The sequence below is a fragment of the Kitasatospora sp. NPDC001660 genome, from assembly GCF_053596725.1.
Map to the genome: position 1 here is coordinate 218,852 of NZ_JBSFGU010000003.1, position 24,527 is coordinate 243,378.

Consider the following 24,527-nt stretch of genomic DNA (forward strand, 5'->3'; position numbering starts at 1 on the left):
TGGATCAGGCGGACAGGCTGGCGCGGCCCTTGCCACGGCGGGCAGCCAGGATGGCGCGGCCGGCGCGGGTACGCATCCGCAGCCGGAAGCCGTGGGTCTTCGCGCGACGACGGTTGTTCGGCTGGAAGGTGCGCTTGCTCACTCGGGGGCTCCTGAGGTGAATCGTAGGATGACGGGGAGTCGCTTGGCCGTCACCGTGCGTCCGCGTGATCTCCCCTGATTCGGAAATCCGGCCCATCTCCCCAGTTCGGCTGGGGTTTGAGGCAATCCACGGCGCCCGTGCTGCGCGCCTTATGGAGCGGGTGGACCCGCGGACATGCGGCAGCGGCCATCGACAACTCGACCTGGTTACGGTACGCGGGACGGGGCGCGAGGGTCAAACCAGCCGCCCCGGGGCCTCCGCGGGGCCGCTTTGCCCACAGCCTGTGGACAACGACTTGATCCGACCCTGTTCGCTGACTACCGTTGCAGAACTTGTCTGGTTTGTTCTTGGAAAGCGTGCACCAGTGGCTGATGTCAACAGCGACCTCGTCCCGGTCTGGGCGAGGGTCGTCGAGCGGCTGGTCAGCGACCCGGACGTCGGGGAGATGGACAAACAGTGGGTGCAGCGCACCCAGCCGATGTGGATGATGCACGACACCGCCCTGCTGGCGACCCCGAACGAGCGGGCCAAGCAGGTGCTGGAGGGCCGGCTGCTGCCGCAGCTGACCGAGGCCCTCAGCCGTGAGCTCAGCCGCCCGGTGCGCATCGCCGTGATGGTCGACGCCAACGCCGCCCCCACGACCCCCGCGCCGGCCCCGCAGGCCCCCGCGGAGCCCTACCCGGGTCCCGTCCAGGACGACGGCGGCTACGGCGGCCAGGGATACCCGCAGCCGTACGAGCAGGACTACGACCGCTCCCGGTACGACACCGGCGGCTACGAGCAGCGCCCCGCGCCCTACGGCGGTCCGGCGGCCCCCTCGTGGTCCGGCTACCAGGAGCACGAGGCCGCGTACCACGACGCCGACGAGCCCGCGCCCCGTCCAGCGCCGCGCCCGATGCCCGGACCGCCCGCGACCACCCAGGGCGACCTCTTCGGCGGCGCCTACGGACCCGGCCCGAACGAGCAGCCCCGCACCAGCGGCGGCCGCCGCTCCCCCGCGGCCCGCCCCGTCGGCGGGCGTCCGGCCGACAGGCCCGCGCCGGAGCGCGCCACCGAGCGCCCGGCCGTCCCCGGCGTGCCCGCTCCTCCGGGCGCTCCGCCGGCCGGCGGCTCGCGCAAGGACGAGCCGGCCGCCCGGCTGAACCCGAAGTACCTCTTCGACACCTTCGTCATCGGCGCGAGCAACCGCTTCGCGCACGCGGCGGCGGTCGCGGTCGCCGAGGCCCCGGCCAAGGCGTACAACCCGCTCTTCATCTACGGCGAGTCCGGGCTGGGCAAGACCCACCTGCTGCACGCCATCGGGCACTACTCGCGCAGCCTCTTCCCGGGCACCCGCGTGCGGTACGTGTCGTCGGAGGAGTTCACCAACGAGTTCATCAACTCGATCCGGGACGGCAAGGCGGACACCTTCCGCAAGCGCTACCGGGACATGGACATCCTGCTCGTGGACGACGTGCAGTTCCTCGCGCAGAAGGAGTCCACGCAGGAGGAGTTCTTCCACACCTTCAACACCCTGCACAACGCGAACAAGCAGATCGTCCTCTCGTCGGACCGGCCGCCCAAGCTGCTGACCACGCTGGAGGACCGGCTGCGCAACCGCTTCGAGTGGGGCCTGATCACCGACGTCACCCCGCCGGAGCTGGAGACCCGGATCGCGATCCTCCGCAAGAAGGCGATCCAGGAGCAACTCAACGCCCCCGCGGACGTGTTGGAGTTCATCGCGTCCCGGATCACCCGCAACATCCGGGAGCTGGAGGGCGCCCTCATCCGGGTCACCGCCTTCGCCAACCTCAACCGGGCGCCGGTGGACCTGGAGCTGGCCGGCATCGTCCTCAAGGACCTGATCCCGGGCGGGGACGAGGACGCCGGCCCGGAGATCACCGCGCAGGTCATCATGCAGCAGACCGCCGCGTACTTCGGGCTGGGCGTGGACGACCTCTGCGGATCCTCGCGCAGCCGCGTGCTGGTGACGGCCCGCCAGATCGCGATGTACCTGTGCCGGGAGCTCACCGACCTGTCGCTGCCGAAGATCGGCGCGCAGTTCGGCGGCCGCGACCACACCACGGTGATGCACGCGGACCGCAAGATCCGCTCGCTGATGGCCGAGCGGCGCTCGATCTACAACCAGGTCACCGAGCTCACCAACCGCATCAAGAGCTAGGCCTTCCACAGCCGTTGGGGTCGGCCGCAGCCACCGGTGGCCGACCGGCGCAGCGCGACCCGCCGAGGGCGTCAGGAGCGATCCTGACGCCCTCTTGGCATATCCACAGGTGTGCATCACCCGAATGCCGGGCAGAGATGCCTCGACGGATGCTCCGCCAGTCCACGGCCCGCGTCGAACATCTGACCGGCGATTCGAAAACCGGCGGCGCACGGGGCGGTCGTCCACAGGCGGCGGGCTTTCTCCACCGTCCACAGGGTGGAGAGCCCGAAGTTATCCAGAATTCCTCCACAGGCGGGCCACCGCTACGCTCTTCCGCGCAGGTCAGGTGCCTGTGGACTTGTGCACAACGGTTATCCACAGGCTGTGGACAATTGACGGGCCGCCAGTGGGCCGTCCGGGTTATCCACCGCTTGTCCCCAGGTCCGGGGCGGTTATCCCCAGCTTGTCCACAGCGACGTCCACAGTTCGACAACTTTGGGGTGGCGTTCACGCCCAGGTGTGAAAGGCGTCACGAAAAGTTGACCGGCCCCCGTGGATAACCGGGCCCGGATCTGGGGACAGCGCTGGGGAAAACCTGTGGATACGCTCGGTACCCTGTGGGTAACGCTCCGCCGTCCACAGCGGGCCCTGTCCGTCCACAGCCGCCGTCCACACCCACTGTGGACAAAATTCTGGCGCTGACCTGCGGAAACGGGGTTATCCACGGTTTCCACAGGCCCTACTACTACCACTACACAGTTAGAGCCATCGATGCGTTTCAAAGCGGGTGGGCTCGAAATCTGTGGACAACCGGACCCCGACATCTGTTCGGGTTGCTTCCGCCCGTCTGCCCCGTCTGTCGGCGGAGTACGTCAGACTGTCCTCGGCAACTGGAAGCGGAGTGGCAGAGCTCGGCGGACAGGCCGACCGACGATCAAGATCAGACGAACCAGAGTGCGAGCGGGAGCGCTCGATCCAGGAGGCGGTTACCGGTGAAGTTCCGGGTGGAGCGTGACGTCCTCGCGGAGGCGGTGGCCTGGGCTGCCCGCAGCCTCCCGGCACGGCCGCCGGTGCCGGTGCTGGCCGGCCTGCTGCTGACCGCACAGGACGGCAGCCTGGCGCTGTCCGGCTTCGACTACGAGGTCTCGGCCCGGGTCGAGTTGGAGGCCGACATCGAGGAGCCCGGCACCGTCCTGGTCTCCGGTCGCCTGCTCAACGACATCTCGCGGAACCTCCCCAACAGGCCTGTGGAGATCTCCACCGACGGCCAGCGGGTCAGCGTGGTCTGCGGCAGCTCCCGGTTCACCCTCCCCACCCTCCCGGTGGACGAGTACCCGGCGCTGCCCCAGATGCCCACCGCCACCGGCACCGTCTCCGGCGACGTCTTCGCCTCCGCGGTCAGCCAGGCCGCCGTGGCCGCCGGCCGCGACGACACCCTCCCGGTGCTCACCGGTGTCCGGGTCGAGATCGAGGGCGACCGGATCACCCTGGCCGCCACCGACCGCTACCGCTTCGCCGTCCGCGAGCTGCTGTGGAAGCCCGAGCAGTCGGACATCTCCGCCGTCGCGCTGGTCCCGGCCAAGACCCTGCAGGACATCGCCAAGTCCCTGGGCAGCGGCGACAACGTCTCGATCGCGCTGTCCTCGGGCGGCGCGGGCGAGGGCCTGATCGGCTTCGAGGGCGCCGGCCGCCGCACCACCACCCGGCTGCTGGAGGGCGAGTTCCCCAAGTTCCGCAGCCTCTTCCCGACCGAGTTCAGCGCCGTCGCCGCGATCCAGACCCAGCCGTTCCTGGAGGCGCTCAAGCGCGTCTCGCTGGTCGCCGAGCGCAACACCCCGGTCCGGCTCAGCTTCGAGCAGGGCGTGCTGACCCTGGAGGCCGGCTCGGGCGACGACGCGCAGGCCACCGAGCGGATCGACGCCGACCTCGAGGGCGACGACATCTCGATCGCCTTCAACCCGGGCTACCTGGAGGAGGGCCTGAAGGCCATCGACTCCGCCTACGCCCAGCTGAGCTTCACCACCCCGACCAAGCCCGCCCTGCTCAGCGGCAAGGCCTCGGTGGACGCCGAGGAGGACAAGGCGTACCAGTACCTGATCATGCCGGTCCGCCTCTCCGGCTGATCCGTACGAGCGATACCCACAGGCCGTACCCACAGCCTGTGGACGGCCTCCCCCGGTCGGCCCGACCGGGGGAGGCCCTGTTCGTTCAGCGCGTAGGCTCAGGGAGTGTGCGGCAACGGCGCCGCCGGCAGGCACATCACCACAGGTAAGGACTTGAGTCATGGAGCTCGGCCTCATCGGTCTCGGCAAGATGGGCGGCAACATGCGCGAGCGGATCCGCCGCGCCGGCCACACCGTCATCGGCTACGACCGCAACCCGGACATCTCCGACGTCGAAAGCCTCCAGGAGCTCGTCACCAAGCTCCAGGGCCCGCGCGTGGTCTGGGTGATGGTCCCGGCCGGCGCCGCCACCCAGGCGACCGTCGACGAGCTCGCCGAGCTGCTCTCGCCCGGTGACATCGTGGTCGACGGCGGCAACTCCCGCTGGACCGACGACATCAAGCACGCCGAGGCGCTGGCCGCCAAGGGCATCGGCTTCGTCGACTGCGGCGTCTCCGGCGGCGTCTGGGGCCTGGAGAACGGCTACGCCCTGATGTACGGCGGCGACGCCGAGCACGTCGCGCGCGTCCAGCCGGTCTTCGACGCGCTCAAGCCCGAGGGCGACTTCGGCTCGGTGCACGCGGGCGCCGTGGGCGCCGGCCACTTCGCCAAGATGGTCCACAACGGCATCGAGTACGCGATGATGCAGGCCTTCGCCGAGGGCTGGGAGCTGCTGGAGGCCGCCCCCGAGGTCACCGACGTGCGCGAGGTCTTCCGCAGCTGGCAGGAGGGCACCGTCATCCGCTCCTGGCTGCTGGACCTGGCCGTCCGCGCCCTGGACGAGGACGAGCACCTGGACAAGCTGCGCGGCTGGGCCGCCGACTCCGGCGAGGGCCGCTGGACCGTCGAGGCCGCGATCGACCACGCCGTGCCGCTGCCGGCGATCACCGCCTCGCTGTTCGCCCGCTTCGCCTCCCGCCAGGACGACTCGCCGCAGATGAAGATGATCGCCGCGCTGCGCAACCAGTTCGGCGGCCACGCGGTCGAGTCCAAGTAGCGAGAACCGGCCGGGGGCCCGGGGGTCTTCCCGCGGGAAGACCCCCGGGAAGACACAGTCACAGAAGGCGAGCGCAGTCCACAGCCATGTACGTCGCGCACCTGTCGCTCGCCGACTTCCGGTCGTACGCCCGGGCCGAGGTGCCCCTCGACCCGGGCGTGACGGCCTTCGTCGGTCCCAACGGCCAGGGCAAGACCAACCTGGTCGAGGCGATCGGCTACGTCGCCACCCTGGGCAGCCACCGGGTGGCCACCGACGCCCCGCTGATCCGGCTGGGCGCCGAGCGGGCGGTGATCCGCACCTCCGTGGTGGACCGCGGCCGCTCCACGCTGGTCGAACTGGAGCTCACCCCGGGCAAGGCGAACCGGGCCCGGATCAACCGCTCCGACAACGTCCGCCCGCGCGACGTGCTGGGGCTGCTGCGCACCGTGCTGTTCGCCCCCGAGGACCTCAGCCTGGTCAAGGGCGACCCGGGCGAGCGCCGCCGCTTCCTCGACGAGCTGCTGACCTCCCGCGCCCCCCGCCTGGCCGGCGTCCGGCAGGACTACGAACGGGTGCTCAAGCAGCGCAACGCCCTGCTGAAGACCGCCGCGATGGCCCGCCGGGCCGGCGGCGGCAAGGGCGCCGACCTCTCCACCCTGGAGGTGTGGGACGGCCATCTCGCCCGCGCCGGAGCCGAGTTGACGGCCTTCCGGATCCAGCTGGTGGCCGCCCTGCAGCCGCTGGTGGCGGCCGCGTACGGGCAGCTGGCGCCCGGTGGCGGCGAGACCGCGCTGGAGTACCGCAGCTCCTTCGAGGGCGAGCTGCCGACCAGCCGGGAACAGGCCGAGGAGCAGCTCCTCCAGGCCCTGCAGGCGGTGCGCAGGCAGGAGGTCGAGCGCGGGATCACCCTGGTCGGGCCGCACCGCGACGAGCTCGTGCTCAAGCTCGGCCCGCTGCCCGCCAAGGGCTACGCCAGCCACGGCGAGTCGTGGTCGTTCGCGCTCGCGCTGCGGCTGGCCTCGTACGAGCTGCTGCGCGCTGACGGCGGCGAGCCGGTGCTGATCCTGGACGACGTGTTCGCCGAGCTCGACGCGGCCCGCCGGGACCGGCTGGCCGAGCTGGTGGCCGACGGCGAGCAGGTCCTGGTGACCGCGGCGGTCGCCGAGGACGTGCCGAAGGCGCTGGCCGGCGCCCGCTTCGCGGTGGCCGACGGCGCCGTGCGCCGCATCGACGCCTGACCTTCACCATTTCCCCGGAAAACCCCCAAGAGCCCCCGAACGCCCCCGTCGGTGGGCGGATCCCGTCCGCCCCGGCGCTCCCGTACGCTGGACCGCTCACCGTTGTCCACAGGCTGGGGAAAGGAGATCGTCGTGAGTGAGTCCGCGGAGACCTCCCCGCAGCCTGACGCCGCGGAGCTGACCGGCGCCGACCTCGCCCGCTCGGCTCTGCGGGCGGCCCGGGCGCAGGCGCGTCAGCGCGGCGAGCAGGTGCGGGAGAAGCGCGAGGCGAAGCGGCACGGCCTGCGCAGCGGGGCCCGCTCGGACGGCCGCGACCCGGTGCCGCTGGGTGCCGCGCTGAACCGGCTGCTGACCGAGCGGGGCTGGGAGTCCTCGGCCGCGGTCGGCGGGGTGATGGGCCGGTGGCCGCAGATCGTCGGCCCGGACATCGCCGCGCACTGCCATCCGTCCTCCTACGACGACCAGGCCGCGGTGCTCACCGTGCAGTGCGACTCGACCGCATGGGCGACCCAACTGCGCTGGCTGGCAAGGCAGTTGGTGGCGCGCCTGAACCACGAGCTGGGCCACGGCACGGTCCGCACCATCAAGGTGCTGGGCCCGGCCGCGCCCGCCCGCGGCTACGGCCGGCTGCGTGCGCCGGGCAGCAAGGGCCCGGGCGACACCTGGGGCTGATCGGGATGTCGGCCCGGTGTCGGACGAGTGCCGAGCGGACCACGGCCTTCCGGAACCCCTGACGGCCCTTCCAGGCGCTCTGGGCCCCCCGGGCGAGTATCGGGACATGTGCAGAGGGGATTCAGGGCGGCATATCTGCCCTCAAGGGCTGCCAAACGCCCATCTCTGTCAGTCGTACCGGTAGACTGGGAGCCAAACACTGTTGCTAGTGGCAACCGAGTCGAAACGCCGTGGTCGCACGCCCGCCCACACGGGGTGGGGATGCGGCCCGCGCTGTGCCAGAGAGGGCGCTTCGTGGCCGATTCCGGCAACCTCAGCCAGACCCCAGACCAGACCGACCAGGGCGAGAAGTCCTACAACGCCAGCAACATCCAGGTGCTGGAGGGCCTCGACGCCGTCCGCAAGCGTCCCGGCATGTACATCGGCTCGACCGGTGAGCGTGGCCTGCACCACCTGGTGCAGGAGGTCGTGGACAACTCCGTCGACGAGGCCATGGCCGGGCACGCGGACACCATCGACGTCACGATCCTGCCGGACGGCGGCGTGCGGGTGGACGACAACGGCCGCGGCATCCCGGTCGGCATCGTCCCCGGGCAGGAGAAGCCGGCCGTCGAGGTCGTGCTCACCGTGCTGCACGCGGGCGGCAAGTTCGGCGGCGGCGGGTACGCGGTCTCCGGCGGTCTGCACGGCGTCGGCGTCTCGGTGGTGAACGCGCTCTCCACCAGGCTCGCGGTGGAGATCCACACCGAGGGCCACCGCTGGACGCAGGAGTACAAGATGGGCGCGCCGACCGCGGCGCTGGCCAAGAACGAGGCCACCGACCGGACCGGCACCAGCGTCACGTTCTGGGCCGACCCGGACATCTTCGAGACCACGGTCTACTCGTTCGAGACGCTCTCCCGGCGCTTCCAGGAGATGGCCTTCCTCAACAAGGGCCTGTCCATCTCGCTCACCGACGAGCGCCCCGAGCACGTCGACGAGGACGGCAAGCCGCTCACCGTCACCTACAAGTACGACGGCGGCATCGCCGACTTCGTCGCCCACCTCAATTCCCGCAAGGGCGAGGTCATCCACCCCTCGGTGATCGACTTCGAGGCGGAGGACAAGGACAAGTCGATCTCGGTGGAGATCGCGATGCAGTGGAACTCCTCCTACACCGAGGGTGTCTACAGCTTCGCCAACACGATCCACACCCACGGCGGCGGCACCCACGAGGAGGGCTTCCGCGCGGCGCTGACCGGCCTGGTCAACCGCTACGCGCGCGACAAGAAGCTGCTCCGCGAGAAGGACGACAACCTCTCCGGCGAGGACATCCGCGAGGGTCTGACCGCGATCATCTCGGTCAAGCTCGGCGAGCCGCAGTTCGAGGGCCAGACCAAGGACAAGCTCGGCAACACCGAGGCCAAGACCTTCGTCCAGAAGGTCGTCCACGAGCACCTGAACGACTGGCTGGACCGCAACCCCAACGAGGCCGCGGACATCATCCGCAAGTCCATCCAGGCCGCCACCGCGCGCGTCGCCGCCCGCAAGGCCCGCGACCTCACCCGCCGCAAGGGCCTGCTGGAGTCCGCCTCGCTGCCGGGCAAGCTGTCCGACTGCCAGTCCAAGGACCCGTCCGAGTGCGAGATCTTCATCGTCGAGGGTGACTCCGCCGGCGGCTCGGCCAAGCAGGGCCGCGACCCGCGCACCCAGGCCATCCTGCCGATCCGCGGCAAGATCCTGAACGTCGAGAAGGCCCGGATCGACAAGGTGCTGCAGAACACCGAGGTCCAGGCGCTGATCTCGGCCTTCGGCTGCGGCATCCAGGAGGACTACGACGAGTCCAAGCTCCGCTACCACAAGATCGTCCTGATGGCGGACGCCGACGTCGACGGACAGCACATCCGCACCCTGCTGCTGACCCTGCTGTTCCGCTTCATGCGGCCGCTGGTCGAGGCCGGGTACGTCTACCTCGCCATGCCCCCGCTGTACAAGATCAAGTGGGGCAAGGACGACTTCGAGTACGCCTACTCCGACCGCGAGCGCGACGCGGTGATCGCCGCCGGTGTGGAGGCCGGGCGCCGGCTGCCCAAGGACGACGCGATCCAGCGGTTCAAGGGTCTCGGCGAGATGAACGCCGAGGAGCTCCGGGTCACCACCATGGACACCGAGCACCGGCTGCTGCTCCAGGTCACCCTGGAGGACGCCGCCCGCGCCGACGAGCTGTTCTCCGTGCTGATGGGCGAGGACGTCGAGGCCCGCCGCTCCTTCATCCAGCGCAACGCCAAGGACGTCCGCTTCCTGGACGTGTGACGCCGCCCGACCGGCAGCCGCACGTACCAGTCCGCGTGAAAGGAAACTGACCACCAGTGGTCGACGACAACCGTCCCGAAGGCGAACAGCCCGAGACCCCCGCGCCCGCCGAGGCCACCGCCCAGGCGACCATGCGGATCGAGCCGGTCGAGCTCGAGACCGAGATGCAGCGCTCGTACCTCGACTACGCGATGAGCGTGATCGTCAGCCGGGCGCTCCCCGAGGTCCGCGACGGCCTCAAGCCGGTGCACCGCCGCGTGCTCTACGCGATGTACGACGGTGGGTACCGGCCCGAGAAGGGCTACTACAAGTGCGCCCGCGTCGTCGGCGACGTCATGGGCAACTACCACCCGCACGGCGACACCTCGATCTACGACACCGTGGTCCGCCTGGCCCAGCCGTGGTCGCTGCGGATGCCGCTGGTGGACGGCAACGGCAACTTCGGCTCCCCGGGCAACGACCCGGCCGCGGCCATGCGCTACACCGAGTGCAAGATGATGCCGCTGGCCATGGAGATGATGCGCGACATCGACGAGGAGACCGTCGACTTCGCCGCCAACTACGACGGCCGCTCGCAGGAGCCGACCGTCCTGCCCGCGCGCATCCCCAACCTGCTGATCAACGGTGCCACCGGCATCGCCGTCGGCATGGCCACCAACATCCCGCCGCACAACCTCCGCGAGGTCGCCTCCGGCGCGCTCTGGGCGCTGGAGCACCCGGACGCCTCCAACGAGGAGCTGCTGGAGGCCCTGATCGAGCGGATCAAGGGCCCGGACTTCCCGACCGGTGCGCTGATCGTCGGCCGCCGCGGGATCGAGGACGCCTACCGCACCGGCCGCGGCTCGATCACCATGCGCGCCGTCGTCGAGGTCGAGGAGATCCAGGGCCGCCAGTGCCTGGTGATCACCGAGCTGCCCTACCAGGTCAACCCGGACAACCTCGCGCTGAAGATCGCCGACCTGGTCAAGGACGGCAAGATCGCCGGCATCGCCGACGTCCGCGACGAGTCCTCCTCGCGCACCGGCCAGCGCCTGGTGGTCGTGCTCAAGCGCGACGCCGTCGCCAAGGTCGTGCTGAACAACCTCTACAAGCACACCGAGCTGCAGACCAACTTCGGCGCCAACATGCTGGCCCTGGTCGACGGCGTGCCGCGCACCCTGTCACTCGACGCCTTCATCCGGCACTGGGTGAACCACCAGGTCGACGTGATCGTCCGGCGCACCACCTTCCGCCTGCGCAAGGCCGAGGAGCGCGCCCACATCCTGCGCGCGCTGCTCCGCGCCCTGGACGTGATCGACGAGGTCATCGCCCTGATCCGGGCCTCGGCCAGCGCCGACGCCGCCCGCACCGGCCTGATGGGGCTGCTCTCCATCGACGAGCTCCAGGCCAACGCGATCCTGGAGATGCAGCTGCGCCGCCTGGCCGCCCTGGAGCGCCAGCGGATCACCGACGAGCACGACGAGCTCCAGCGCAAGATCGACGAGTACAACGTCATCCTCGGCTCGCCGGCCCGCCAGCGGGAGATCATCTCCGAGGAGCTCACCGCGATCGTCGAGAAGTACGGCGACGAGCGGCGCTCGACCCTCATCCCGTCCGACGGCGACCTCTCCATCGAGGACCTCATCGCCGAGGAGGACATCGTCGTCACGATCACCCGTGGCGGCTACGTCAAGCGGACCCGCTCCGACCTCTACCGCTCGCAGAAGCGCGGCGGCAAGGGCGTGCGCGGCGCCCAGCTCAAGCAGGACGACATCGTCGACCACTTCTTCGTGACGACGACCCACAACTGGATCCTGTTCTTCACCAACAAGGGCCGGGTCTACCGCGCCAAGGGCTACGAGCTGCCGGACGCCGGGCGCGACGCCCGCGGCCAGCACGTGGCCAACCTGCTGGCCTTCCAGCCGGAGGAGCACATCACCCAGGTGATGGCCGTCCGCACCTACGAGGACAAGCCGTACCTCGTCCTCGCCACCCGGGCCGGCCTGGTGAAGAAGTCCCCGCTCAAGGACTACGACTCCCCGCGTTCCGGCGGCCTGATCGCGATCAACCTGCGCCAGGACGAGGAGGGCCGGGACGACGAGCTGATCGGTGCCGAGTTGGTCTCCGCCGAGGACGACCTGCTGCTGGTCTCCAAGAAGGCCCAGTCGATCCGCTTCACCGCCACCGACGAGGCCCTGCGGCCCACCGGCCGCGCCACCTCGGGCGTCAAGGGGATGGCCTTCCGCGAGGACGACGAGCTCCTCTCGATGAACGTCGTCCGTCCGGGCACGTACGTCTTCACCGCCACCGACGGCGGGTACGCCAAGCGCACGGCGGTGGACGAGTACCGTGTCCAGGGACGCGGCGGCTTCGGCACCAAGGCGGCGAAGATCGTCGAGGGCCGGGGCTCGCTGGTCGGCGCGCTGGTGGTCGACGACACCGACGAGATCATGGCGATCACCCTCTCGGGTGGAGTGATCCGTACGAGGGTTTCCGAAGTTCGTGAAACCGGACGTGACACCATGGGCGTCCAACTGATCAACCTCGGAAAGCGCGACGCGGTCGTGGGCATGGCCCGCAACGCGGAGGCCGAGGACGAGGAGACGTCGGAGGACGAGGTCGAGGGCACCGAGTCCACCGAGATGGCCGAGGGTACGGAGACGGCGGCCGGCGGCGAAGCCGGGGCCTGATCCGAACCGTGGGCCGGTGTCGTCGCGTCCCTAGGACGGGGATGCGGTGGCACCGGCCGCCGACCAGTTCCGGGCAATCCCGCCGGGCGCTGGATGTCGAGTGACGAGCAGGGCGGTTCCCCCGTCCTGGCGGGAAGTGCGGGAGGACCAGGTGAGTGGAGCCACGGGTGCTGCGGGAGGAGCCTCCGGCGGCCGTCCGGGCGCGCAGGGCGGGGGCGGGTACGGCGTGCCGCAGCCGCCGGCCGAACACCCGGCCGCGTCCACCTCGCTGATGCCACCGGTCGGCGGAGCGGGCCAGAGCGGTGGCACGTACGGCGGTCAGACGCCGGCGCCCGGCGGCAGCGGGTTCTCGCAGCCGACCACCTACGCCAAGGGGCAGCCGACCCCGGCCCGCGGCACCCGGACGGGTAACACGCCGCCCGGCGGCACGCCCGTTCCCGGGGCCGCGCGCCGTCCCGGCAACACCCCGGCCGGCGGCGTGGGCCTGGGGCGGACCCGCAAGGCCCGGCTGCGGGTGACCAAGGTCGACCCGTGGTCCGTGATGAAGGTCAGCTTCCTGCTGTCGCTGGCGGTCGGGATCATCGTCATCGTGGCCGCGGCCGTCCTGTGGATGACGCTGGACTCGCTCGGCGTCTTCGACTCGCTGTCCAAGACCCTGAAGGACGTCACCGGCTCGGACAGCAACGGCGGCATCAACATCATGGACTACATCGGCTTCGGCAAGGTGATGACCTTCACCTCGCTGATCGCCGTGGTCGACGTCGTGCTGCTGACCGCGCTGTCCACGCTCTCCGCGTTCATCTACAACGCCGCGGCCGGCTTCACCGGCGGGGTCGAGCTGACCCTGGCCGAGGAGGAATGATTTTGGCCGGGTCCTGATCCCGGGTCAGGCATCCGTCCGCGGACGGAATGTGCGGGCCCCGGAGGCTGTTCCAGCCTCCGGGGCCCGTCGGCATTCGGGTGACAGCCGGCCGCCCGCGGCGTGCCGCTCGAATTCGGGCCGGCCGCGGTGGGATTAGCTGGGTGCCGCCCGTTCCGCGCCAGGGAGTGCCACAGGCCGCCCCCGGTCCGACAGACCGGGTCGTGCAGGACGACTGGACGGAGGCGCGCTCAATGGCACAGCTCGCAGGTCAACTGGTCGAAGCCCTGGACGGGCTGCTGGGGGTCCCGGTCCCGCTGCGGGTCCAGGCCTGGGACGGCAGCGTCGCGGGCCCGCCCGGCGCCCCCACCGTCGTCCTGCGGGGCCGCCGCGCGCTGCGCCGCCTGCTCTGGTCCCCCGGCGAGCTGGGCCTGGCCCGCGCCTACGTCTCCGGGGACCTGGAGGTCGCCCCCGGCGGCGACCTCTACGAGGTGCTCGACGCCGTCGGCCGGTTCGCCGAGCGCCCGGAGATCCGCACGCTGAAGCTCGGCCCGCGCGACGTCCTCGGCCCCAGGGGCCGCCGGGTGTTCGCCGCAGCCCTGCGGGCCGGGGCGCTCGGCCCCGGGCCCACGCCGCCCCCCGAGGAGGCCAGGACGGCCCACGGGCGGCTGCACAGCCGCGGCCGGGACCGCGCGGCCATCAGCCACCACTACGACGTCGGCAACGACTTCTACAGGCTCGTCCTGGGCTCCTCCATGGTGTACTCGTGCGCCTACTGGACGCCGGAGTCGAAGAGCCTGGAGGACGCCCAGGAGGCCAAGCTCGACCTGATCTGCCGCAAGCTCGGCCTGCGGACCGGGATGCGCCTGCTCGACGTCGGCTGCGGCTGGGGCTCGCTGCTGCTGCACGCGGCCCGCCACTACGGCGTCACGGCGGTCGGCGTCTCGATCTCCAGGGAGCAGGTCGCGCTGGCCCGCCGGCGGGTCGAGGAGGCCGGGCTGGCCGACCGGGTGGAGGTCCGGCTGCAGGACTACCGGGAGATCACCGACGGCCCGTTCGACGCGATCTCCAGCGTCGGGATGGCCGAGCACGTCGGCTCCGAGCAGTACCGGGTGTACGCCGCGGGCCTGTACCGGCTGCTGGTGCCCGGCGGCCGGCTGCTCAACCACCAGATCGCGCGCCGCCCCGACCACCCCGGCGAGACGCACCGCACCAGCCCCTTCATCGACCGCTACGTCTTCCCGGACGGCGAGCTCTCCCCGGTCGGTTCCACCGTGGCCCGGCTGGAGGAGGCCGGCTTCGAGGTCCGGGACGTCGAGTCGCTGCGCGAGCACTACGCGCTGACGCTGCGCGAGTGGGTGGCCAACCTCGAGGCGCACTGGACCGAGGCGGTCCGGCTGGCCGGCCGGGGCCGGGCCCGGGTGTGGCGGCTGTACATGGCGGCCTCCGCGCTCGCCTTCGAGCGGAACCGGATCGGGGTCAACCAGATCCTCGCCGTCCGCAGCACCGACGCGGGCGCCGCCCGTCTGCCGGCGACCCGCGAGGAGTGGCTGCTGCGGCGGTCCGCCGCAGCGCCGCAGCTCGGTGCCGGGGTCCCTGCCGCGACCCCCGCCGGCACGGATTTGGGGGATCGGCGGTCGGTCCGCTAATCTTTCAGTGCGGCGAGGGCCTATAGCTCAGACGGTTAGAGCGCTTCCCTGATAAGGAAGAGGCCACAGGTTCAAGTCCTGTTAGGCCCACCACCGCGAAGGGCCCGGAGTGATCCACTCCGGGCCCTTCGACGTTTTCCCGTTTTCGTTCCGCGGCCAGGTTCCGGTAACCTCTGCGTGTGGCGAGGGCCTATAGCTCAGACGGTTAGAGCGCTTCCCTGATAAGGAAGAGGCCACAGGTTCAAGTCCTGTTAGGCCCACCTCCCCGAGGGGCCCGGAGTGATCCACTCCGGGCCCCTCGGCGTTTCCCGGCGTCAATCCTCCGGCCCGGACGCGGGGTTGGCGGCAGCGGTGGCTGGTCACGATTGGGACACCGGTGTGTATCATCGGCCACAAGGGCGGTCTGGCACCCGGCGGCCCCGTAGGCGTTCGAAACAATCTGGACTCGTCGGCCCGGTCACTCCGGCCGGAGCCGGCTCTTGAGTCCACTTACGCAAGAAGGACGAGGTCCCGCGGTGAAGAAGCTTCTCCTGGTCGCCCTGGTCGCCCTCGGCGGCTTCTTTGTCTACCGTCAGGTCCAGGCGGACCGCGCCGAGCAGGACCTGTGGACCGAGGCCACCGACCCGGTTCCGGCCGGTCGCTGAGGCCCGGGCGATCTGACGATCGACGATCTTCGGGGGCGCGCCACGCGCCTCCTCGGGTCGGCCGGTCCGGTCATCCGACCGGATCGGCCGATTCCCTCAGGGGGACGGCGCTGGTAGGCCGCCGGAACCCGGTACGCTAGTGCCCGTTGGCACGCGCGGTGCCGTCGAGGGGCATTAGCTCAGTTGGTAGAGCGCTGCCTTTGCAAGGCAGATGTCAGGAGTTCGAGTCTCCTATGCTCCACAGTTCGTCGTACGAGCCGATCGGCCGTTGACCTGAATCCAGGTCAACGGCCGATCGGCGTTCCGGCGTCAGTGGGGCTTGCGCGGGTCGTGCGGCTTGGGGCGGTCGTCGGGGGCGGGCCCGGGCTCGGCGGCGTCCTCGGGACCGGCACCGTTGACCGGCGCGGCGGCCGAGCCCGTCGCGTGGGCACCGGACGGCTGGGGAGCCTGCGGCGCCGGGGGCTCGACCAGCCACTCCGGGTTGCTGTGCCGGCGCCACCACTGCCAGGCGAGGACCCCGCTGCCGATCGCCACCGCTCCGGCCACGGCGAGGCCGGTGGTCCACCCGTTGCGCTGCTCCTTCCGGATGTTCCGGGCGGCGAGATCGCTGATCTCGGCGGAGCTGACGTGGCCGTGCAGGGCGGTGAGCGCGGCGGCGCCCCGGGCCTGGGCCTCCTGCGCGACCGGGACGACGACGGCGCGGGCCTCCCCGACGGCCTGGACGACCCTGGGGCCGACCGTGGAGCGCGCCTGGTCGGCGGCCCGGGTGGCGGAGAGGCGGGCGGCCAGAGCGGCCTCCTGGGCCCGGTGGAAGGCCCTCAGGGCGTTCTCCTGGGCGTCGGGTGGGAGGCTGGCGAAGGCGTGGCCGAACTGGGGGGCGATGTGCCGGTCGTACTGGACGCGGAGGCTCTGGGCGGCCTGGGAGGCCTTCGGGCCGAGGGCGTCGAGGGCGGGGCCCAGGCGTTGCCTGGCGCCGTCCGCGAGGTGCGCGGCGGTGTCCCGGGTCCTGGCGGCCGTCTCGCGAGCTGAGTCCAAACGGGTCACGGGTTCTCTCCTCCTCGGTGGCGTCCTTTGTGCGCATATCCACCTGAATGCCGATCATGCATCCTGATTCGTCCGATGGCATTCCGGAGTGGGCCGTACGCGGGCGACGGTGTGGCGGTGGGGTGGGGATGTGTGGGTGGGAGCGGGGCAGGATCTGGGGTGGGGAAGACCTCCGCCGCCGGTTTCGCCGCAGTAGGCTGGCGGCTCCGGTGGTCTTGTACGGGAAGGGGAAACCGCTGATGCTCCCGGACGAGCCGAGGTCGCCGGCCGATCGGATCCGGGCGACCGGCCCAGAGGCCGCGCTGCCCGGGTGCTACCGCCACCCGCAGACGCCCACCGGCATCTCGTGCACCCGCTGCGGGCGCCCGATCTGCCCGTCGTGCATGGTCCCCGCCTCGGTGGGCTTCCAGTGCCCGGAGTGCGTCAGCGGCGCGCACGCCCAGGTACGGCAGCCGACCACCCGCTACGGCGGGGCGCTGACCGCGGACGGCGCGCTGGTCACCAAGGTCCTGATCGGGATCAACGTCGCGGTCTTCGTGCTCGCCGCCTACGTCTTCACACCGTGGCTCGCCCAGGACTGGATGCTGTACAGCGCCGGGCGGGCGATCCCGGGCGGCCCCGGGGGCGTCGCCGACGGTCCGGGCCAGTGGTACCGGCTGCTGACCGCGACCTTCCTGCACGTCCAGGTCTGGCACGTCGGGTTCAACATGCTGGCGCTCTGGTGGACCGGACAGGTCCTGGAGGCGGTGCTCGGCCGGGCGCGCTTCCTCGCCCTCTACCTGGTCTCGGGCCTCGCCGGCAGCGCCTTCGCGTTCCTGGTGGCCGGCGACCTGATGAGCTCGCTGGGGGCCTCCGGGGCCGTCTTCGGCCTTTTCGGCGCGACCCTCGTGCTGCAGGTCAGGACCCGCGGCCCGATCGGTCCGGTCATGGCGCTGCTGGTCTTCAACCTGATCGTCACCTTCTCGGTCCCCGGGATCGACTGGCGGGCCCACGTGGGCGGCCTGGTGGTGGGGGCGCTGACCGCGGTTGGCCTGATGTTCGCCCCGCGCGAGCGCCGCGGGCTGGTCCAGGGGCTGACGATGGCGGGCGCGGTGGCCGTCGTCCTGGCGATGGTGCTGATCGGGATGGCCCGCTACGGCGCCTGACACCGGAGGCGTTTGTCCACAACGGGTGCGGGGTTGTGCACAGCCTGTGTGGTGCGCCGGGTGCGGACAGTTGTTCTACGCGCGTTCCCCTGTGTGGCTCCGGTTTCGGCGGGCGGTGTCCACAGGTGTGAGCGGCGCGCCATAGCGAAGTTATCCACAGGGTGGGGATGCTTTTCCCCAGTGTGGATAACCATGTGGATAAAGCCGACAGTGTGATTGTGGGGATAACCGTCGGGCCGGTCGGCCGTCCCCGGGCACGCCTCGACGCCGTCCCGGGTCGAGCGGTCCGGGACGGCGCAGACACCTCGTCGGAGGCCGGGAAGGCCGATCAGCGGTGGGATCCGGCCAGGGCGTGGGCCCCGGGCGTCACTTCCACTGGGTGGAGACGCCGAAGCCCGCCGCGATGAAGCCGAAGCCGACCAGGATGTTCCAGTTCCGCCAGCTTTCGACCGGGTAGTTCCCGCTCGTCACGTAGTAGGTGACGATCCACACCAGGCCGATCAGGAACAGTGCCAGCATCAGGGGCGCGACCCACCCGCGGCCCGAACTGATCTTCACCGTGGCCGTGGTCGGCGGGGTGTAGTCGGACTTCTTGCGGAGTCGAGACTTCGGCACGAGGAGCTCTCCTGTCGATGCGCTGTGAGACCGCGCAGGGTGCAGCGGGGTGGAGTCGGCCGGCGTCGCTCGTGGAGAACGCTGGGGACGGCTCCCGCACGTGCCACCGGCGTCCGTTAGCGTAGTGGCTCGGCGGGTCTTAAGGAGATAAGGGTACGGTGCCTAATTTGTCGATTCCCCCTCGGCCGACCCGTACCCGTCGATCCGGCATCCGAATTGTCGGCCGTGCCCTGACCTGCGCCGTCTTCGCGCTCGCCGGTCTGCTCTTCTACATCAGCGCGCAGACCGCCCGCGGCACCGACCTGCGGACCGACAACTCGCTCCTCAGCCTCGGCGACGTGATACGCCAGCGCAGTGCCCAGAACCAGCAGGCACAGGCCCAGCTCGCCGACCTCCAGGCCCGCGCCCAGGAGCTCACCGAGCAGCAGGGCCGCAACCCGGCCGACACCGCCCGGCTGGACGGGCTCCGGCTCGGTGCCGCGCTGGAACCGCTCCAGGGCGGCGGCCTGACCGTCACCCTCAACGACGCCCCGCCGAACGCCACCGCCCGCATCCCGAACGTCCCCGAGCCGGGCGTCAACGACCTGGTCATCCACCAGCAGGACATCCAGGCCGTGGTCAACGCGCTGTGGCGGGGCGGTGCCGAAGGCGTGCAGGTCATGGACCAGCGCCTCATCTCCACCAGCGCCGTACGCTGCGTCGGCAACACCCTGCTGCTCCAGGGCCGGGTCTACTCGCCGCCGTACGTCGTCAAGGCGGTGGGGAAGACCGACGAGCTGCGCGCCGCCGTGGACGCGGACCCGACCATCCGCAACTACCTGCGCTACGTCCAGGCGTACGGACTCGGCTGGAAGGTCCAGGAGAGCGGCGACCTCACCCTGCCCGGCTACTCGGGTACCACCGACCTCCGTTCGGCGGGCGGCCAGCAGTAGTGGACCGGCCTCGGCGCCGTCGAGAGCGGGTCTACTCTTGACCCCAGTCTGCTACGTCGAGGGAGCACCATGTACGGCTGGATCTGGCGACACCTCCCGGGGAACACCCTGGTCAAGGCCGTCATCTCGCTGCTCCTCATCCTCGGGGTGGTCTACCTCCTGTTCACCTACGTCTTTCCGTGGGCGGAACCGTTGCTCCCCTTCGGTGACGTCACAGTGGACGGCGGCGACGGTGCCGCGGCCGGCTGAGCCGGTGGGCCCCGTTCTTCCCCCCAGTCCCCGCAATCCCCGGAGATAGCGCGCGAATGACCACCCCCCAGCCGACCCAGCCCCGGATCCTGGTCGTCGACAACTACGACAGCTTCGTGTTCAACCTGGTCCAGTACCTGTACCAGCTCGGCGCCACCTGCGAGGTGGTGCGCAACGACGAGGTGACCGTCGACCACGCCGTCCGCCGCAGCGGCGACGAGGGCTTCGACGGGGTGCTGCTCTCCCCCGGCCCCGGCGCGCCGGAGGAGGCCGGGGTCTGCATCGAGATGGTCCACCACTGTGCGCGGATCGGGCTGCCGGTGTTCGGCGTCTGCCTGGGCCTGCAGTCGATCGCGGCCGCGTACGGCGCGGTGGTCGGCCGGGCGCCCGAGCTGCTGCACGGCAAGACCTCGCTGGTCGAGCACGAGGACGGCGGGGTGTTCGAGGGCCTGCCCTCGCCGCTCACCGCCACCCGGTACCACTCGCTTGCGGTCGACCCGGCCACCGTGCCGGACGACCTGGTGGTCACCGCCCGCACCGAGAGCGGCGTGATCATGGGCCTGCGGCACCGCGAACTGCTCGTCGAGGGCGTGCAGTTCCACCCCGAGTCGGTGCTCACCGAGGGCGGGCACCGGATGCTCGCGAACTGGCTGGCGGAGTGCGGCCACCCGCAGGCCGTGGACCGGTCGGCCGGGCTCGCCCCGGTGATCGGCCGGGGCTGAGCGGCGTGACCGCGCTGCGTCCGGAGGGGCGTTACCAGCCGGAGGCGGGCCCGTACGGGGACGGGCAGCAGCCCGCGGGCCAGTACGGCCACGCCCAGCACGGCACCGGCCACCAGGGCACCGGCCACCAGGGCAACGGCCAGTACGGCTACAGCCAGTTCGGGAACGGCCAGTACCAGGAGGCCTACCAGGCCCAGCCCGTCCCGCCCGCACAGCCCGGGCCGGCGGGCACCGAGGACGGCTGGGGCGTGTACGAGCAGGCCGAGCAGGCCGCCGGCGCGCCCGAGTACCCGTGGCTGCCCGACCAGACCGTGCAGCTGCGGCTGCCCGCCGAGGAGGGAGCCCCGGAGGCCGAGCCGGCCCCGCCCACCGGCGGCCGGGCCGAGCGCCGACGGGCCGCCCAGGGGCGCACCTCGGTGCGCCCGGGCAACGGCCGGCGCCGGGCGTCCGGCCAGAGCGCCGGGCCGCGGGTACGGCCCAAGGAGTCCCCGGTGGTCGTGGTCGCCCGCCTGGCCGGCGAACTGTGCATCACGCTCGGCGTGGTGATGCTGCTCTTCGTCTCCTACCAGCTGTGGTGGACCAACGTGCAGGCCGACGCGGCCGCCAACGGCGCCCGCAACCAGCTGGAGAAGCAGTTCGACGCCGCGCAGCCCGCCCAGCCGGGACAGCCGGCGCCGGATCCGGCCAAACCGGAGACGTTCGAGCCCGGCAAGGGCTTCGCCATCATCTACCTGCCCAAGCTCGGGCTGAAGTTCCCGATCGCCGAGGGCACCTCCAAGTCAGCGGTGCTCGACAAGGGCCTGGTCGGCCACTACACGGGCACCGGGATGCCGGCCGACAAGGCGGGCAACTTCGCGCTCGCCGCGCACCGCAACACCCACGGCGAGCCGTTCCGGTACATCAACCAGCTCGGCAAGGGCGACAAGGTCGTGGTGGAGACCGCCACCGCGTACTACACGTACGAGATCACCAGCGGCATCCCGGAGACCTCGCCCAACAACGTGAGCGTGATCAAGCCCGTTCCGAACGGCTCCGGTTACACGGGCCCTGGCCGGTACATCACGCTCACCACCTGTACGCCGGAGTTCACCTCCAAGTTCCGCCTCATCCTGTTTGGCAAGATGACCGAGGAGCGGCCGCGCAGCCAGGGCAAGCCGGACGCGATCGCGGGCGGGTAGCCACCCGGCCGCAGGGCGATGGAGGGGAACACCGGTGGTGACGCAGGACGAGACGGCCGCGGAGGCCTTCCCGCAGCCCGGACCGGGGCCCGCCCGACGGGGACGGTCCCGGGCGCTGGCCGCGATCGGGGTCTTCGGCGAGCTCCTGATCACCCTGGGCCTGGTGCTCGGCCTGTTCGTCGCGTACTCGCTGTGGTGGACCAACGTCGAGGCGGACCGCTCGGCGGCCGAGGCCTCCGGCAAGCTGCGCAGTGCCTGGGCCGCGGGCCCGCCCGCCGCACCCTCGGCGGCTCCCGGCGCACCCCCGGAGGCACCCGGCGCGCCCCCGGAGGCGTCCGGCGCGCCGTCCTCGCCGGCCCCGTACGCGGCGGGGGAGGAGATCGGCTTCCTGCACGTCCCGGCGATGGGCAGGGACTTCCAGGTGCTGATCCGGATGGGCACCGACACCGGCACCCTGGCCGAGGGCGTCGCCGGGGTGTACGAGCAGGCGGCGATGCCCTGGGACGCGACCGGCAACTTCGCGCTGGCCGCCCACCGGGACGGCCACGGCGCGAAGTTCCACGACCTGGACGCGGTCCGCAAGGGCGACGCGATCGTCGTCGAGACCAGGGACAAGTGGTACGTCTACAAGGTCGACAACACCCTGCCGGAGACGTCCAAGTACGACACCGGGATCGTCGCGCCCGTCCCGACCGGCTCCGGCTACACCGGTCCGGGCCGGTACATCACGCTGACCACCTGCACGCCGGTCTACACCTCGCGCTACCGGATGGCGGTGTGGGGGAGCCTGGTCCGGGTGGACGCCGTGGACGCCGAGCGCACCCCGCCGCCCGAGCTGCGGCACTCCTGAATTCTCCGCTCCCCGTCGGGGGGAAAGCCCGAGGGCCCGTCGCAATCGCTGCGACGGGCCCTCGGTGCTGTCGTGCCGACTTCCACCGGTCCTCGGAACCCTCAGAACCAGGGGAAGAAGGGCTTAGTTCCCCTTGTTGGGGTCGGTGGGTGCGGGGAAGAAGGGGTTGCCCCCTTTCGGCGGCTCGGCCGCCTTCGTGAACAGCTGGACCTGGGTGTTCGGGTCCAGCTGGGCGCCGGCGCCCGGGTTGCTCAGCTGGACGATCGCGTTCGGGTCCTGCGGGCCGCTGACCACGGTGTAGCCCAGGCCGGCCTTCGAGAGCGCGGCGATGGCGTCCGACAGCTTGGCGTTCTGCAACGGCGGGACGGTGGCCTTTTCCGGCGCCTTGAAGACGGTCAGCGTGATCTTGGTCCCGGCTGGGGCCTTGGTATTGGCCGCGGGCGTCTGCGCCGCGATCGTGTCGATCTTGGTCGGGTCGGGGGTCGGCACGGTCTTCGACATGTCGACCTGGAAGCCTTGGCCCTGCAACTGGGCCGCCGCCGCGTCTTTCTGCATGCCGACCACGGACGGGACGGGCGTCTTGCTCTTGCCCTGTGAGATCGTCAGCTTGATCGGGGCGCTCGGGTCGGCCGGGGTGTTGGCCGCCGGGTCCTGGGCGGTGACGGTGTCCTGCGGGGCGGTGTCGTCGTCCTTGTACTCGGTGGTGACGTTGGTGAAGCCGGCGGTGGACAGGGCCTGCGTCGCCTGGTCCTTGGGCTTGCCGACCACGCCCGGCACGTTCGCCTTGGCCGGGCCGGAAGAGACCTGCACGGTGATCGTGCCGTTCTCCGCGACCTGGCTGCCGGCCGCCGGGTTCTGGGTGCAGATTTGGTCCTTCTTGATGTTGCCGTCCGGGCAGGCGACCTTGTCGCCCTCGGTCACCACGAGCTTGGGACCGGCCTGCTGGGCCGCCGTCTTGGCGTCGGCCAGGCTCTTGCCGACCAGGTTCGGCGCGGCGATCTTCGAGGTCTCCTTGGTGCCGCCACCGCCGGTGAACATCGCCTGGGCCACGAAGAAGGTGCCGACCAGGACCAGCACGGCGGCGAGCGCCAGCACGATCCAGGAGGTGTTGCTCTTCTTCGGCGGCTCCTCGCCGCGCCGGCCGCCCTCGCGGCCGTAGCCGTCGTCGTAGCCGTCGTGGCCGCCGCCCGCCGGGGTGCCGGCGTAGGTCTGGCCGTAGCCGTCGTCCGGGTAGCCGCCCTGCTGCCCGTAGCCGGGCTGCCCGACCTGCGGCAGGACGGTGGTCGGACCGCCGGGCTGCTGCGGCAGCACGTTGGTCTGGCCGTACGGGTCGTGCTGCGGGTAGCCGTTCTGGTCGTAGCCGTACCCGGCGGCGCCCATGCCGTAGGCGGCGGCCTGCTGGGCGGCGGCGACCGGGAGGCCGTCGAGGAAGCGCTCGATGTCGTCGCGCATCTCGTCGGCGGTCTGGTAGCGGTAGTCGCGGTCCTTGGCGAGCGCCTTGAGCACGATCGCGTCGACCTCGGGGCGCACCTCGGGGTCGAAGACGGACGGCGGCTGCGCCTCCTCCCGGACGTGCTGGTAGGCCACCGCGACCGGCGAGTCGCCGACGAACGGCGGGCGGACGGTCAGCAGCTCGTACAGCAGGCAGCCGGTGGAGTACAGGTCGGAACGGGCGTCGACCTGCTCGCCCTTGGCCTGTTCGGGGGAGAGGTACTGGGCGGTGCCGATGACGGCCGAGGTCTGCGTCATGGTCATCCCGGCGTCGCCCATCGCGCGGGCGATGCCGAAGTCCATGACCTTGACGTTGCCCTGCCGGGTCAGCATCACGTTGGCGGGCTTGATGTCGCGGTGGACGATGCCGGCCCGGTGCGAGTACTCCAGCGCCTGCAGGATGCCGATGGTCATCTCCAGCGCCCGCTCCGGCAGCAGCCGGCGGCCGGAGTGCAGCAGCTCGCGCAGGGTGGACCCCTCGACGTACTCCATCACGATGTACGGGATGGAGATGCCGTCGATGTAGTCCTCGCCGGTGTCGTACACGGCGACGATCGCGGGGTGGTTCAGGGACGCCGCGGACTGGGCCTCACGGCGGAAGCGGGCCTGGAAGGACGGGTCCCGGGCCATGTCGGCCCGGAGCGTCTTCACTGCGACGGAACGGCCGAGCCGGGTGTCATGGGCGAGGTACACCTCGGCCATGCCGCCGCGTCCGAGGACGCCGCCGAGCTCGTACCTGCCGCCGAGGCGACGAGGCTCTTCCATAGTTCCGACCCTCTCCCTCACCCGCCGGTGAGGTTGTGACGTAGGTGTCCCCGCACGCTCTGGGGGACGTCGCACGAGCCGCGGCCG

General features: G+C 71.1%; 20 protein-coding genes and 3 tRNA genes. 19 read left to right on the top strand and 4 right to left on the bottom strand.

From position 1 onward, the window contains the following. Positions 1-4 precede the first annotated feature (4 nt). A complete protein-coding gene (gene rpmH, locus ACWCXH_RS04600; RefSeq protein ID WP_030059672.1) occupies positions 5-142 on the bottom strand; it encodes a 50S ribosomal protein L34 in 138 nt (45 codons plus the stop codon). Positions 143-506: 364 nt separating this feature from the next. Here rpmH and dnaA point away from each other — a divergent pair, with 364 nt between their 5' ends. The 13 genes from dnaA (at position 507) to ACWCXH_RS04665 (ending at position 15,690) form a co-directional block, all read left to right on the top strand. Continuing rightward, on the top strand, positions 507-2,303 hold the full coding sequence (gene dnaA, locus ACWCXH_RS04605; protein WP_449799838.1) for a chromosomal replication initiator protein DnaA: 1,797 nt from the start codon (positions 507-509) through the stop codon (positions 2,301-2,303). A 974-nt stretch (positions 2,304-3,277) separates the two neighbouring features. Continuing rightward, a complete protein-coding gene (gene dnaN / locus ACWCXH_RS04610; RefSeq protein WP_449799839.1) occupies positions 3,278-4,408 on the top strand; it encodes a DNA polymerase III subunit beta in 1,131 nt (376 codons plus the stop codon). Between the two features lie 160 nt (positions 4,409-4,568). Further along, the gene (gnd, locus tag ACWCXH_RS04615; RefSeq protein ID WP_449799840.1) at positions 4,569-5,444 is read left to right on the top strand and encodes a phosphogluconate dehydrogenase (NAD(+)-dependent, decarboxylating); all 876 of its coding nucleotides are present in this window, start codon (positions 4,569-4,571) and stop codon (positions 5,442-5,444) included. An 86-nt stretch (positions 5,445-5,530) separates the two neighbouring features. After that, on the top strand, positions 5,531-6,664 hold the full coding sequence (gene recF / locus ACWCXH_RS04620) for a DNA replication/repair protein RecF (protein WP_449799841.1): 1,134 nt from the start codon (positions 5,531-5,533) through the stop codon (positions 6,662-6,664). A 132-nt stretch (positions 6,665-6,796) separates the two neighbouring features. Next, complete coding sequence (locus ACWCXH_RS04625) at positions 6,797-7,336, top strand: DUF721 domain-containing protein (RefSeq protein ID WP_449799842.1); 540 nt, start codon at positions 6,797-6,799, stop codon at positions 7,334-7,336. A 261-nt stretch (positions 7,337-7,597) separates the two neighbouring features. Further along, a complete protein-coding gene (gene gyrB, locus ACWCXH_RS04630; protein ID WP_449799843.1) occupies positions 7,598-9,628 on the top strand; it encodes a DNA topoisomerase (ATP-hydrolyzing) subunit B in 2,031 nt (676 codons plus the stop codon). 131 nt (positions 9,629-9,759) lie between these two features. Continuing rightward, the gene (gene gyrA / locus ACWCXH_RS04635; protein ID WP_449799973.1) at positions 9,760-12,297 is read left to right on the top strand and encodes a DNA gyrase subunit A; all 2,538 of its coding nucleotides are present in this window, start codon (positions 9,760-9,762) and stop codon (positions 12,295-12,297) included. 151 nt (positions 12,298-12,448) lie between these two features. Next, on the top strand, positions 12,449-13,159 hold the full coding sequence (locus ACWCXH_RS04640) for a DUF3566 domain-containing protein (RefSeq protein ID WP_449799844.1): 711 nt from the start codon (positions 12,449-12,451) through the stop codon (positions 13,157-13,159). Between the two features lie 251 nt (positions 13,160-13,410). Continuing rightward, on the top strand, positions 13,411-14,805 hold the full coding sequence (locus ACWCXH_RS04645; RefSeq protein WP_449799845.1) for a class I SAM-dependent methyltransferase: 1,395 nt from the start codon (positions 13,411-13,413) through the stop codon (positions 14,803-14,805). Between the two features lie 16 nt (positions 14,806-14,821). Next, positions 14,822-14,898, top strand: a tRNA-Ile gene (locus tag ACWCXH_RS04650). 93 nt (positions 14,899-14,991) lie between these two features. Further along, a tRNA-Ile gene (locus ACWCXH_RS04655) sits at positions 14,992-15,065 on the top strand. 255 nt (positions 15,066-15,320) lie between these two features. Beyond that, positions 15,321-15,449, top strand: a complete 129-nt coding sequence (locus tag ACWCXH_RS04660) for a DLW-39 family protein (RefSeq protein WP_014137031.1) — start codon at positions 15,321-15,323, stop codon at positions 15,447-15,449. Positions 15,450-15,617: 168 nt separating this feature from the next. Beyond that, positions 15,618-15,690 (top strand) — tRNA-Ala (locus ACWCXH_RS04665). Positions 15,691-15,758: 68 nt separating this feature from the next. Here the strand turns inward: ACWCXH_RS04665 and ACWCXH_RS04670 are convergent. Further along, positions 15,759-16,493: a DUF5324 family protein gene (locus tag ACWCXH_RS04670; protein ID WP_449799846.1), complete on the bottom strand. Its 735-nt coding sequence runs from the start codon at positions 16,491-16,493 to the stop codon at positions 15,759-15,761. Positions 16,494-16,732: 239 nt separating this feature from the next. Here ACWCXH_RS04670 and ACWCXH_RS04675 point away from each other — a divergent pair, with 239 nt between their 5' ends. Further along, complete coding sequence (locus tag ACWCXH_RS04675) at positions 16,733-17,638, top strand: rhomboid family intramembrane serine protease (RefSeq protein ID WP_449799847.1); 906 nt, start codon at positions 16,733-16,735, stop codon at positions 17,636-17,638. Between the two features lie 366 nt (positions 17,639-18,004). Here ACWCXH_RS04675 and crgA read toward each other — a convergent pair whose 3' ends face one another. Next, entirely contained in the window at positions 18,005-18,253 is a 249-nt protein-coding gene (gene crgA, locus ACWCXH_RS04680) for a cell division protein CrgA (protein ID WP_218200977.1), read from the bottom strand. Positions 18,254-18,426: 173 nt separating this feature from the next. On the opposite strand from crgA, the gene ACWCXH_RS04685 reads away from it, so the two are divergent. The 5 genes from ACWCXH_RS04685 to ACWCXH_RS04705 all read left to right on the top strand — a co-directional run bounded on the left by ACWCXH_RS04685 (position 18,427) and on the right by ACWCXH_RS04705 (position 22,184). Beyond that, positions 18,427-19,185 (top strand): DUF881 domain-containing protein, encoded by a 759-nt coding sequence (locus ACWCXH_RS04685; RefSeq protein ID WP_449799974.1) that lies wholly within the window; start codon positions 18,427-18,429, stop codon positions 19,183-19,185. A 69-nt stretch (positions 19,186-19,254) separates the two neighbouring features. Beyond that, positions 19,255-19,434, top strand: a complete 180-nt coding sequence (locus ACWCXH_RS04690) for a hypothetical protein (RefSeq protein ID WP_363647589.1) — start codon at positions 19,255-19,257, stop codon at positions 19,432-19,434. 56 nt (positions 19,435-19,490) lie between these two features. Continuing rightward, positions 19,491-20,156 carry an aminodeoxychorismate/anthranilate synthase component II gene (locus ACWCXH_RS04695; RefSeq protein ID WP_449799848.1) on the top strand — a complete coding sequence of 222 codons (666 nt, stop codon included), beginning with the start codon at positions 19,491-19,493 and terminating at the stop codon, positions 20,154-20,156. 5 nt (positions 20,157-20,161) lie between these two features. Then, positions 20,162-21,334: a class E sortase gene (locus ACWCXH_RS04700; protein WP_449799849.1), complete on the top strand. Its 1,173-nt coding sequence runs from the start codon at positions 20,162-20,164 to the stop codon at positions 21,332-21,334. Positions 21,335-21,368: 34 nt separating this feature from the next. Further along, on the top strand, positions 21,369-22,184 hold the full coding sequence (locus tag ACWCXH_RS04705; RefSeq protein ID WP_449799850.1) for a class E sortase: 816 nt from the start codon (positions 21,369-21,371) through the stop codon (positions 22,182-22,184). Positions 22,185-22,307: 123 nt separating this feature from the next. On the opposite strand, the gene pknB is transcribed toward ACWCXH_RS04705, so the two are convergent. Next, on the bottom strand, positions 22,308-24,440 hold the full coding sequence (gene pknB, locus ACWCXH_RS04710; RefSeq protein ID WP_449799851.1) for a Stk1 family PASTA domain-containing Ser/Thr kinase: 2,133 nt from the start codon (positions 24,438-24,440) through the stop codon (positions 22,308-22,310). Between the last annotated feature and the right edge of the window lie 87 nt (positions 24,441-24,527).